Origin of the sequence: Peristeroidobacter soli, assembly GCF_004138485.1 — a bacterium.
Taxonomy (GTDB): Bacteria; Pseudomonadota; Gammaproteobacteria; order Steroidobacterales; family Steroidobacteraceae; genus Steroidobacter; species Steroidobacter soli.
In genome coordinates this window covers 786,497-798,365 of record NZ_ML142848.1, presented here as the reverse complement: position 1 = coordinate 798,365, position 11,869 = coordinate 786,497, and the positions used below count along the sequence as shown (strand labels likewise).

Annotated in this window: 10 protein-coding genes; 6 read left to right on the top strand and 4 right to left on the bottom strand. The window is 63.7% G+C overall.

The window, feature by feature from the left end:
* The first annotated feature begins 4 nt into the window (after window positions 1-4).
* Genes EKO19_RS03085 through EKO19_RS03065 form a run of 5 tightly spaced genes read left to right on the top strand, consistent with a single transcriptional unit; the run spans window position 5 to window position 6,100 of the window.
* Window positions 5-829 (top strand): enoyl-CoA hydratase family protein, encoded by an 825-nt coding sequence (locus EKO19_RS03085; RefSeq protein ID WP_129774932.1) that lies wholly within the window; start codon window positions 5-7, stop codon window positions 827-829.
* Window positions 826-2,022, top strand: coding sequence for an acyl-CoA dehydrogenase family protein (locus EKO19_RS03080; RefSeq protein ID WP_129774931.1), 1,197 nt, complete (start codon window positions 826-828; stop codon window positions 2,020-2,022). The genes EKO19_RS03085 and EKO19_RS03080 overlap by 4 nt, the downstream gene beginning before the upstream one ends.
* A gap of 2 nt (window positions 2,023-2,024) precedes the next feature.
* A complete protein-coding gene (locus EKO19_RS03075) occupies window positions 2,025-2,441 on the top strand; it encodes a RidA family protein (RefSeq protein ID WP_129775971.1) in 417 nt (138 codons plus the stop codon).
* Entirely contained in the window at window positions 2,441-3,892 is a 1,452-nt protein-coding gene (locus tag EKO19_RS03070) for an oxidoreductase (protein WP_217705100.1), read from the top strand. Before EKO19_RS03075 ends, EKO19_RS03070 begins: the two co-directional genes overlap by 1 nt.
* 45 nt (window positions 3,893-3,937) lie before the next feature.
* Entirely contained in the window at window positions 3,938-6,100 is a 2,163-nt protein-coding gene (locus EKO19_RS03065; RefSeq protein ID WP_129774930.1) for a malate synthase G, read from the top strand.
* Window positions 6,101-6,104: 4 nt separating this feature from the next.
* On the opposite strand, the gene glcF is transcribed toward EKO19_RS03065, so the two are convergent.
* Genes glcF through EKO19_RS03050 form a run of 3 tightly spaced genes read right to left on the bottom strand, consistent with a single transcriptional unit; the run spans window position 6,105 to window position 9,920 of the window.
* On the bottom strand, window positions 6,105-7,319 hold the full coding sequence (glcF, locus tag EKO19_RS03060; RefSeq protein WP_129774929.1) for a glycolate oxidase subunit GlcF: 1,215 nt from the start codon (window positions 7,317-7,319) through the stop codon (window positions 6,105-6,107).
* Between the two features lie 10 nt (window positions 7,320-7,329).
* Window positions 7,330-8,406, bottom strand: coding sequence for a glycolate oxidase subunit GlcE (gene glcE, locus EKO19_RS03055; protein WP_129774928.1), 1,077 nt, complete (start codon window positions 8,404-8,406; stop codon window positions 7,330-7,332).
* Window positions 8,406-9,920, bottom strand: a complete 1,515-nt coding sequence (locus tag EKO19_RS03050; RefSeq protein ID WP_129774927.1) for an FAD-linked oxidase C-terminal domain-containing protein — start codon at window positions 9,918-9,920, stop codon at window positions 8,406-8,408. Before EKO19_RS03050 ends, glcE begins: the two co-directional genes overlap by 1 nt.
* Before the next feature lie 131 nt (window positions 9,921-10,051).
* Here EKO19_RS03050 and EKO19_RS03045 point away from each other — a divergent pair, with 131 nt between their 5' ends.
* Complete coding sequence (locus tag EKO19_RS03045) at window positions 10,052-10,486, top strand: Dabb family protein (RefSeq protein WP_129774926.1); 435 nt, start codon at window positions 10,052-10,054, stop codon at window positions 10,484-10,486.
* Here EKO19_RS03045 and EKO19_RS03040 read toward each other — a convergent pair.
* A complete protein-coding gene (locus EKO19_RS03040) occupies window positions 10,464-11,837 on the bottom strand; it encodes a spinster family MFS transporter (protein ID WP_129774925.1) in 1,374 nt (457 codons plus the stop codon). The genes EKO19_RS03045 and EKO19_RS03040 overlap by 23 nt on opposite strands.
* Between the last annotated feature and the right edge of the window lie 32 nt (window positions 11,838-11,869).

The following is an 11,869-nucleotide window of genomic DNA, read 5'->3' as shown; positions in this document are numbered from 1 at the left end:
ACGCATGTCATTCACTCAATTGCAGCTGTCGACCTGGCAGGCGCAGCACTTCCTGTGGCGGGTCGAGGAGGGCGTCGGTCACGTGACGCTCAACGTGCCCGAGCGCAAGAACCCGCTGACGTTCGCGTCCTATGCCGAGCTGCGCGATCTGTTTCGCAATCTGGTCTATGACAAAGATATCAAAGCCATCGTGATCGATGGCGCCGCGGGCAATTTTTCGTCCGGTGGCGACGTGCACGACATCATCGGTCCGCTCACGCGCATGACCATGCCGGAGTTGCTGACGTTCACCCGCATGACGGGCGATCTGGTGAAAGCGATTCGCGGCTGCCCTCAAGTCGTGATCTCGGCAGTCGACGGCATCTGCGCCGGCGCCGGGGCCATCATCGCGATGGTGTCCGACATGCGGGTCGGCACGCCGGCGGCGAAGACGGCATTCCTGTTTACGCGGGTCGGTCTGGCAGGTTGTGACATGGGGGCGTGCGCCATTCTGCCGCGGCTGATCGGTCAAGGCCGCGCCGCCGAGCTCATGTTTACCGGTCGTGCGATGACGGCGGAAGAAGGTGAGCGTTGGGGCTTCTTCAACCAGTTGGTCGCTGCCGATCAACTGCTGGCGGAAGCGACGCGTCTGGCTCGCGGTATCGTGGCAGGGCCGACGTTCGCGCACAGCATGACCAAGACCATGCTCAATCAGGAATGGAACATGAGCATCGAGCAGGCGCTGGAAGCGGAAGCTCAGGCGCAGGCCATCTGTATGCAGAGCGAGGATTTCCGCCGCGCGTTCGAAGCGTTCGCGCACAAGCGCAAGCCGGAGTTCGTCGGCCGATGAGCGTGCGGTTCGATCTCGGCGAACGGCTGAGCTGGCCATTCTTTGCCTCGGAACATCGCGCGCTTGCGGACTTGGTGGCGTCGTGGAGCGTGGAGCATCTCACGGGTCACGCGCATGGAGAGTCGCGACCTGAGGTCGACGCCCAAGCGCGCAGGCTGGTTGCGGCGCTCGGCAAGGCGGGTATCGCTCGTTACTGCGTTCGAGCGGAGCATGGCGGGGCGCTAGAAGAATTCGACTCCCGCGCCATCTGTTTGATTCGCGAGACTCTGGCCTATCACGATGGTCTCGCCGACTTCGCATTCGCCATGCAAGGACTCGGTAGTGGTTCCCTATCGCTCGCCGGCGACGCAGCGCTGCAGCAGCAGTACCTGCCGCGTGTCGCGAACGGCTCGGCAATCTCTGCATTTGCTCTGTCGGAGCCAGAGGCGGGCTCGGACGTCGCAGCCATGCAAACATCGGCACGGCTCGACGGCGACCACTACGTGCTGAACGGCACCAAGACCTGGATCTCGAACGGCGGTATCGCCGATATGTATTGCGTATTCGCACGCACGACACCCGGCCAGACGCGGTCGGACGGAACGGTCGGCGCGCAAGGCATCACTGCATTTCTGGTGGAGCCGAGCGATCCAGGCTTCAGCATCGAAGATCGGATCGACGTCATCGCGCCTCATCCGCTCGGAACGTTGCGATTTGCAAACTGCCGTGTTCCTGCGAGCCGGCGCATCGGTGTCGAAGGCGACGGGTTCAAGATTGCGATGCGTACGCTCGACATCTTTCGCGCATCAGTGGCCGCCGCCGCGCTGGGCTTCGCGAGACGAGCGCTGGATGAGGCGGTCGCTTACTCGCGGCAACGAGCGATGTTCGGCAAGACGCTCGCCGATTTCCAGCTCACCCAGGCCGCAATCGCCGAGATGGCGACGGCCATCGATGCCGCCGCGTTGCTCACTTATCGAGCAGCGTGGCAACGAGACACCGGACAGCCCGTGACCAAGAGCGCCGCGATGGCGAAGATGACGGCCACCGAAAGCGCGCAGACAGTCATCGATCGCGCCGTGCAGATGTTTGGCGGGCGAGGCGTCGTGCATGGCGAAGTTGTCGAACGCCTGTATCGCGACATTCGAGCGTTGCGGATCTATGAGGGCGCGACAGAAGTGCAGAAACTGATCATCGCGCGTGAGGTTCTGAAATGACCATGCAAGTGCTTCAGCCGGCGGGCTGGCCGCGTCCCAAGGGCTATTCAAACGGCGTGGTGGCGGAAGGCCGTCAAGTGTTCGTGGCAGGACAGGTTGGCTGGGACGAACGGCAGCAGTTTCCAGCAACGCTGGGTGAGCAAGTTCGCCAGACGTTGACGAACATCGTCGCCGTGTTGAAGGAAGCCGACGCCGGCCCGGAACACATCGTTCGTTTCACGTGGTACGTCACGAGCCGCGACGAGTATTACGCTGAGCTGCCGCAGATCGGCGCGGCGTATCGCGAGGTCATGGGACGTCATTTTCCTGTGATGGCGGTAGTGCAGGTGGTCGCGCTGATGGAAACGAAGGCCAAGGTGGAAATCGAAGCCACTGCGGTCGTGCCCGCGAACCGCCAACCGCTAACCGCCAACCGCTGATGTCGATGTGGCGGCCGCCGGAGCGCATCCGCTATCAACCGGCTTCGGGTCCCTGGCCGAGCGCCGAGCGGGCCGCGCGATCTCGTCTGTTCAGTCCGATCCAGCTCGGTCCATTGAGCCTCGAACAGCGCACGTGGGTGCCCGCGATGGTGCCCTGGCGTGCCACCGAGGATGGATTCGTCTCACCGAACGTGCTGGCGTGGTACGAGCGTTTCGCCCGCGGCCGTCCGGGCGCAATCGTCATTGAAGCGACCGGTATTCGCGATGTGCCCAGCGGCCCCTTGCTTCGGCTGGGCGACGATCGATTCCTGCCGGGCATCCGACAGCTGGTTGAAGTCGTGCGCCGTGCGAGTGGCGGTCACACGCGACTGCTGATTCAACTCATCGACTTCCTCGCCATGCGCCGCCGCCCCGAGCGAGCGAAGTACTTTGAGCGCTTGCTCCGAATCACCGACGCACATCGACGAGCGCTGGCGATGCCGGACGCATCGGAGTCGGACATCCGCACACGATTGGCATCACTCGACCAAGAATCACTGCGATCAGTTCTCTCCGCGCGCGAGCTCGAATCGCTCGATCATGGCTATCGCGAACGAGTGACCGACATGGAGCTGGAGCACATTGCCAACCTGCCCGGCACCTTGCCCAAACTATTCGCGGCCGCCGCCGCCCGTGCCGAAGCCGCCGGACTCGATGGCGTCGAGCTTCACTACGCGCACGCATACACGATGGCTTCGTTCCTATCGGCAACCAACGGTCGTAAGGACGGCTACGGCGGCTCGCGCGAAGCACGAGTGCGATTGCCGCTCGAGGTTCATGCCGTCGTCCGCCAGGCAGTGAGTAAGAACTTCGCGGTCGGTTGCCGGTTTCTCGCGCAGGAGTGCGTCGAGGGTGGCAGCAGCGTCGAGGACGCGGTGTGGTACGCGACTCAGTTTGCCGCCGCCGGCATGGATTTCATTTCGGTCTCGCGCGGCGGCAAGTTCGACGATGCCAAACAGCCCAAAGTGGGCGAGGCCGCCTATCCATACACGGGCCCGAGCGGCTACGAGTGCATGCCTTCCTACTATTCCGACGCCATCGGCCCGTTCGGGCGAAATCTGCCGCCCTCAAAGCTGATCCGGGCCGCGATCCGGTCGCACGGTTGCCTGACACCGCTGGTCACGGCTGGCGGCATTCATAATTTCCAGCACGCCGAAGCAGTGCTCGCCTCCGAGCAGGCCGACGTGGTGGGTTTCGCCCGGCAGGCGCTGGCCGATCCGGACTGGTTCGTGAAAGTGTTGAGCGGGCGAGGCGCCGATGTGCGGCTGTGTATGTACACGAACTACTGCGAAGCGCTCGACCAGCGCCATCGCGAAGTCACGTGCGAGCTGTGGGATCGTGCAGGCCTCGACCAGCCAGGTATCGCGCGCTCGGCCGACGGCAAACGGCGGCTGGTCGCACCGGACTGGTGAGCCGGTTTATAGTCACGGCAGTCGGAAGCTGTGAGTGACATAACGATGAGCGCAAGAGTGAAAGTGGGGTCCCTGGAGATCGCGCCGGTGCTGCACGATTTCGTCAAGCGGGCCCTGGCCGGGACCGGGGTGCAGGAACCGGCGTTCTGGAACAGCCTGGAACGTATTGTCGGAGAATTCTCGGCTCGTAACGAGCCGCTGCTGGCCAAACGTGACGATCTGCAGGCGCGCATCGATGGCTGGTGGCAACAGCAGCGTGGTCAACCCGTCGACGTAGCCAGGCAGCGCCAGTTCCTCGAATCCATCGGTTACCTCGTTCCCGAGCCCGCCGCGTTTCAGGTCGACACCGAGCACGTCGACAAGGAGATTGCGCATCTCGCCGGGCCGCAGCTCGTCGTGCCCTTGAGCAACGCTCGCTATGCATTGAACGCGGCGAATGCGCGCTGGGGCAGTCTCTACGATGCACTCTATGGCACCGACGCGTTGGAAGCGCCATTGCCCGCCGGCTCGCCCTACAGCGCTGAGCGTGGCGCGAAAGTCATCGCGTATGCGCGCAAGCTTCTGGATGACGTCGCCGCGCTCACGCACGGCAAGCACGAAGATGCGACCAAGTACGCCATCGAAAGCGATAAGTTGGTCGTGACGCTCAAGGACGGATCGCGCGCGACACTGGCTGTTCCTGCGACGCTCGAAGGCTGGCGCGGCAGTGGCGCCGAGCCGCAAGGCATCCTGCTGCGTCATCACGGCCTGCATGTGGAAATCTGTATCGATCGCAAACATCCGATCGGTGCGACGGACGCGGCTGGCGTGTCGGATGTGGTGCTGGAGTCCGCGATCACGACCATTCAAGACTGCGAGGATTCGGTTGCCGCTGTCGATGCGGAAGAAAAAGTCGCCGTTTACAGCAATTGGCTCGGCCTGATGAAAGGCGATCTGCAAGCGACCTTCGCGAAGGGCAAGGGCACGACGACCCGCCAGCTCAACACGGACCGCGTCTACACCGCGCCGGGTCACAAAGAGCTCACATTGCCCGGCCGCAGTCTGATGCTGGTGCGTAACGTCGGTCATCACATGCGCACCGACGCCGTGCTGCACGAGGGCAAGGAGATTTTCGAGACGGTGCTCGACGCGCTGGTCACTGTTGCCATCGCCTTGCACGACCTGCGTGGCGGCGGCCGTAACAGCCGCACCGGCTCGGTGTACGTCGTGAAGCCGAAGATGCATGGTCCGGACGAAGCTGCGCTGGCCAACGATTTGTTTGGTTGGGTCGAAGAGGCGCTCGGGTTGCCGCAACACACGGTGAAGATCGGTGTGATGGACGAAGAGCGTCGCACCAGCTTGAACCTGAGTGCCTGCATCGAGAAGGTCAAACATCGCATCGTGTTCATCAACACGGGCTTCCTGGATCGCACCGGCGACGAGATTCACACCGCCATGCAGGGCGGGCCGGTGCTGCGCAAGGACGCCATCAAGACCCAGCCTTGGCTGGTCGCCTATGAGAAGCGCAACGTCGAAATCGGTTTGAACGACGGCCTGCGCGGCCGCGCGCAGATCGGCAAAGGCATGTGGGCGATGCCGGACAAGATGGCCGGCATGCTGGCGGCGAAGGCGGGTCATCCGCGCGCCGGTGCGAACACTGCATGGGTGCCGTCGCCGACGGCGGCCACATTGCACGCGCTTCACTATCATCAGGTGGATGTGCGTGCGGTTCAGAATGAATTGCAGCGTCAGCTTCAGTCAGGCCAAGCGACCGGCATCGACGATCTGTTGCGCTCGCCGCTCGCGGCGTCGGGCTTCACGTCCGAAGAGATTCAGAGCGAGCTGGACAACAACATTCAGGGCATTCTCGGTTACGTGGTGCGTTGGATCGATCAAGGCGTCGGCTGTTCGAAGGTGCCGGACATTCACGATGTGGGCTTGATGGAAGACCGCGCCACGCTGCGCATTTCGAGTCAGCATGTCGCGAACTGGCTGCTCCATGGCGTGTGCACGGAAGATCGTGTCAAAGAGACATTGAAGCGCATGGCTGCAGTGGTCGATGCGCAGAACGCCGGCGATCCGGCGTATCGGCCGATGGCCAGCAACTTGAATGGCAGTATCGCGTTCAGGGCCGCGAGTGATTTGATCTTCCTCGGTCGCGAGCAACCGAACGGCTACACGGAGCACATTCTGCACAAGCGCCGCCGCGAGCTGAAGGCAGCGGGCTGAGCAATCAGGCGAGGCGGGCGTCGAGCCACTCGATCCAGTGGCGCACCGGCGCCTGCGCGCCATTCGCAAGATGGGTGATGCAGCCAATATTGGCCGAGAGAATCACCGCCGGCTGCTGAGCCTGTAACGCCTCGAGCTTGCGGTCGCGCAGTTGTTTGCTCAGCTCCGGCTGCAAAACGGAATAGGTGCCGGCCGAACCACAGCATAAGTGACTCTCGGCCAGCGGCAGCACTTCTGCGCCGAGCGTGCGGAGCAGTTGCTCGACAGCGCCACGGATTTTCTGGCCGTGCTGAAGGGTGCAGGGTGGATGAAACACCACGCGTTCGGGTTGCTGGCGAACCTTGCTCGCCAGCGTTGCCGCATGCGGCGGCAACAGCTCGGCCAGATCCTTCGTGAGCTCGACGATCCGACGGGCCTTCTCTGCATAGCGCGGATCGTCGCGCAGCAGATGCGCGTATTCCTTCACCATCGCGCCACAGCCCGACGCGTTCATCACGATCGCTTCGACGCCCGCCTCGACGTGCGGCCACCAGGCGTCGATGTTGTCTTTGATTTCGGCCAGCGCGGCATCGTGGTCATTTAAGTGATGCTTGATGGCGCCACAGCAGTTCGCGGCCGGTGTGATCACCTCGATCTCGAGCGCATCCAACACGCGCGCCGTCGCGGTGTCGATCCCAGGGGACATCGACGGCTGCACACAGCCAAGCGGCAGTAACATCTTGCGAGCGTGCAATCGCCGCGGCCACGCGCCGGCATCGCGTCGTTCCGGAACCTTCGCGCGAATCGATTCGGGCAGCAACGAGCGCATGACCTGGCCCGTGCGCATGGCCGGGCCGAACAGCTTGCTGGTCAAGCCATGTTTCAATGCCGACCGCGCCACCTGTTCGCTGAACGGCCGTTCGATTTTCTGCTCGACGATGCCGCGGCCTATATCCAGCAGCCGGCCATACTGCACCCCCGAAGGACAGGTCGTCTCACAGGCGCGGCAGGTGAGGCATCGATCCAGATGAACCTGCGTGCTTCGTGTCGGCTCGACGCCTTCGAGCACCTGCTTCATCAGATAAATCCGCCCGCGCGGGCCGTCCAACTCGTCGCCCAGCAACTGATAGGTAGGGCAGGTCGCCGTGCAGAAGCCACAGTGCACGCAGCGGCGCACGATCTCCTCGGCTTCCTTGCCTTCGGGCGCGTCTTTGATGAAGTCGGCGAGCTGCGTTCTCATGGCGCCTTGCTCAAAGATCCGGATACAGCCGGCCGCGATTGAAAATGTTCGCGGGATCGAACTGCGTTTTCAGTCGACGATGAATGGCGGCGATCGGCGGCGTCAACGGCGTGAACGCGCCCGCCGATCGATCGCCGCCTCGAAACAATGTCGCATGGCCGCCAGCTTGTCGCGCGCATTCGCGCACCTGTTCGGCGCTCCGATTCGTACGCAACCAGCGGAGCGATCCATTCCACTCGATCAACGAGGGTTCGTCGATCGACAGGACAGGAGCAGTCGACGGCACCGAGATGCGCCACAGTGGCGCGTCGCCATCGAAGAACGGATGCGTCTGCTCGCGAATGCTGGTCCAGAAAGCGTCGGCCTGGCGGTTGTCGAAGTCCTCGCCGCCAAGCTGAAGGCGTGCGGCGCTCACAGCCGCCGACGCGCCGGCCAGTCTCAGATAGAGCGCGCCGTCGTACCAAACCGACGCCGACAGGGGCAGCGGTCGTCCCGCCCACTCATTGAGCTTGTACACGGCCGCGACTTCAGGCATTTCGAAGCACAGCGTGTGATGTGAGATCGGGCGCGGCAGCACTTTGATGGACACTTCGGCGATCACGCCGAGAATGCCCATCGAGCCGGCGAGCAATCGCGATACATCGTAGCCGGCGACGTTCTTCATGACCGTGCCGCCAAAGCTCAGCAACTCGCCGCGACCATCGACCAGCCTGGCACCGAGCACGAAGTCACGAACGCCGCCATACGTCGGGCCGAAAGAGACGCGTCGCGGGCCCGACAAGCCGGCAGCAATGCAGCCGCCGATGGTCGCGTTCGCGCCGAAGTGCGGTGGCTCGAAGGCGAGCATCTGTCCGTTCTCGGTAAGCAACTGCTCCAGCTCGGAAAGTGAAGTGCCGGCGCGCGCCGTCACAACGAGCTCCGTGGGTTCGTAATCAACAATGCCCGCGACCCTGCGCGGATCGAGCAATGTGCCCTCGGCGGTGTTGCCGTAGAAGTCCTTGGTGCCACCGGCTCGAATGAGCAGCGGTGTCCGCGACTCGGATGCGGCGCGCACGGTCTCGCACAGTTGGCTCAGTGCCTGATCCATCAGAAGCGCGGCAACTCAGGGAATCGAATCTTGCCCCCGTGAACCCGCATGCGACCATACTCGGCGCAGCGATGCAGCGTCGGAATGACCTTGCCGGGGTTCAGCAAGCCCGCCGGATCGAACGCGCCCTTCACGGCGAGGAACGCATCGAGCGTGGGGCGGCCGAATTGCGAGCACATTTGATCCAGCTTCTCGACGCCGACGCCGTGCTCGCCGGTCACCGTGCCGCCCATTTGCACACACAGCTCCAGGATCTCGGCACCGAACGCTTCTGCGCGCGCGACCGAATCCGGATCGGCGTCGTCGAACAGAATCAACGGATGTAAATTGCCATCGCCTGCATGAAACACGTTCGGGCAGCGCAGTCGGTACTTCGGCTCCAGCGCTTGAATCGCTTTCAATACTTCGCCGAGCCGACGCCTCGGGATCGTGCCGTCCATGCAGTAATAAGCAGGCGAGGCTCTGCCGGCAGCGGGGAACGCGTTCTTTCGTCCAGCCCAGAAGCGCAGGCGTTCGGCTTCACTGTTCGACACTTGAATGCGCGTGGCGCGCGCGGCAAGCAGTACCGCCGACATGCGTTCGATTTCTTCGGCGACCTCTTCGGGCGTGCCGTCGGACTCGCATAACAACACCGCGGCCGCATCCAGATCGTAACCGGCGTTGGCGAACGGCTCGACCAGCCGGCTCGCTGCTTGATCGAGCATCTCCAGGCCGGCAGGAATGATGCCGTCGGCAATCAACGCGGCGACCGCATCGCCGGCTTCGCCGATGTCCGCGAAGCTGGCCATGATGCATCGGGCGGTCTGCGCGACCGGCACGAGTCGCACCGTAACTTCCGTGACTACCGCAAGCATGCCTTCCGAACCGACGACCAGCGCCAACAAGTCGAGACCGGGTGCGTCCGGCGCCAGGCCCCCAAATTCCACCGGCTCGCCATCGCTGGTGAGGCCGCGTACGCGCAAGACGTTGTGAACCGTCAGCCCGTACTTCAAACAGTGCACGCCGCCGGAGTTCTCGGCGACGTTGCCGCCGATGGTGCAGGCGATCTGGCTCGACGGGTCGGGGGCGTAATAAAGACGATGACGTGCCGCCGCTTCGCTGATCGCGAGATTGCGCACCCCGGGCTGAACGGTGGCCGTTCGCGCGCGGGCATCGATGGACAGGATCCGATTGAGTTTCGCCAGCGACAGCAACAGTCCCGCGTGATGGGGCAGAGCGCTGCCAGACAGGCCGGTGCCGGCGCCCCGCGGGACGACGGGCACCTTGTGCTCGTGACAGAGCCGCAGAATGCGCCGGATCTGGTCTTCGGTCTCCGGCAGCGCCACGATCATGGGCAACTGGCGGAACAGCGTCAGGCCGTCGCACTCGTAAGGGCGCGTATCTTCTTCACGAAACAGCACCGCGTCTTCCGGCAGAAACGCGCGTAATGCCGCGACCAGGCTGCGCTGGCGGATCGCATCCACGGGCAACGAGCGCTCGGCGGGCGACGAAGGGGCGGGCGTGGCGCTATCCATGGCGCGAATCATAAAGGACTGGCGGGTCCGCCGCCCGGCAGCTCCCGCACCTTCATATGCCCGCCGCATTCGGGGTCCTGTCAGTGTCGGCTTATACTCGGCCCGGATTAACTCAGGCAAAAGGACTCAGCATGACGACCCATAGCCGACGAGAAGTCATCACCGCCGCTGCCGCCCTGGCGGGCGTCGGTGCCTCGGCGCAAGCCGCGACCTCAGGCAACGCCGGAACCGCCGGCAAGGCCACGATTCCGCCGGTGGTCCATCATGTGTTCTTCTGGCTCAAGAATCCCAAGTCCAAGGACGACCTGGCGCGATTGCTGACCGGCCTGCGGACGCTGGGCGGCATCGAGACCGTCAAGGCCATTCACATCGGCGTGCCGGCCGAGACCGAGCAGCGTGGCGTGGTCGACTCCAGCTACAGCGCGTCGGAAATCCTGTTCTTCGACGACGTGGCCGGCCAGAACGCCTACCAGGTGCATCCCATCCACAAGAAGTTCGTCGCCGACTGCGAGCACCTGTGGGAGCGCGTGGTCGTTTATGACGTCAAGCCCGCGCCGACGCCTTGATGTCTTCGCGCAGCGTGCGTGCCGCCAGGAAGTAATGCAGCGCTGACCAGAGGTTGATCATGATGGTGACGCGGATGGCCCAACGCAGGCCATCCGCCTGAGCCTGTTGCTCGGCCACGCCGTGGCTCGCCAGATAACTGTTGATCGCGTCGCTGACCACGCCAGTGAACATCGGCCCCAGGCCGAGGCCGATGAAGTTCAGGATCAGCAACAGCACCGCGCTGGCCTGGGCACGCTCGTGCAATCCCACCAGCCGATGAGTCGCCGCGATGCTGGGCGCGAGATAGGCGGCGCTCATCGCGACGAAAGGAATGAGCGCATACAGCGCGTGATAACGATCGTCGAGCGAGTACGCGAGCTGGCCGAACGCGGTGTTGAACAGCAGCGAGCCGGCTGGAATCCACAAATACCAGCGTGGATCGTCGGTGCGATTGTAACAGCGGTCGCATAGCCGGCCGGCGAGATAGGTGCCGGTCAGTCCGCCGAGCGCCACCACGAACGCCAGCCAAGCGCTCAATTCCGCGATCGTCATGCCATGCGTGCGCATGAAGAACGGCGAATAGAAGTTGTTCACGCCATACGCGGCAAAGGAATGCAGGCCGGCCGCAAGCGATAGATGCCGGAACGAGCGCCGCGACCACAGTTCTGTCACGAGCTTCTTGAACGCCACCGGTTCATGGGTAGTGGCGGCCCGCTGCTCCGAGAAACCTCGAGGCGGTTCGCGAAGCGTCAGCTTCACCAGCAACGCCACGATCAGCCCCGGCAAGCCGACGGCGAAGAACGCCGCGCGCCAGCCATAAACGTGCGCAATTTGTCCGCCCACGACGAAGCCCAATGCGCCGCCGGCGTAGACGCCCATGGAATAGATCGACAGCGCCGTCGCCCGCTTGCTCTGATCGAAGTAATCGCTGATGAGCGAGTAGGCCGGCGGACTGCAGCCCGCTTCGCCGACACCGACGCCGATGCGCGCGATCAACAGGTGCCAGAAGTTCTTCGCGACGCCGGTCACCGCAGTGAAGGCGCTCCAGATCACGATGGAGATCGAGATGATGTTCACGCGGCTGCGCCGGTCGGCGAGGCGCGCGATCGGGATGCCCAAGGTCGAGTAGAACGCCGCGAACGCCAGCCCGCTCAACAGGCCGAGCTGCCAGTCATGCAGGCCGAATTCCCGCTTGATGGGCTCGATGACGATGGACAGGATCTGCCGGTCGACGAAATTGCAGGTGTAGACCAGGAACAGCAGCCACACCACATAGTGTCGATAGCCGTTGCTGGCCTCGAAGGTCGCAGTGGGAGCGGCGATCGCCGGCGCCGATGCATCGACCGGGTTCGTCTCGGGACGTGCTGCCACTCGTGGATCTCCTGGAACTTCCGCGGATTATT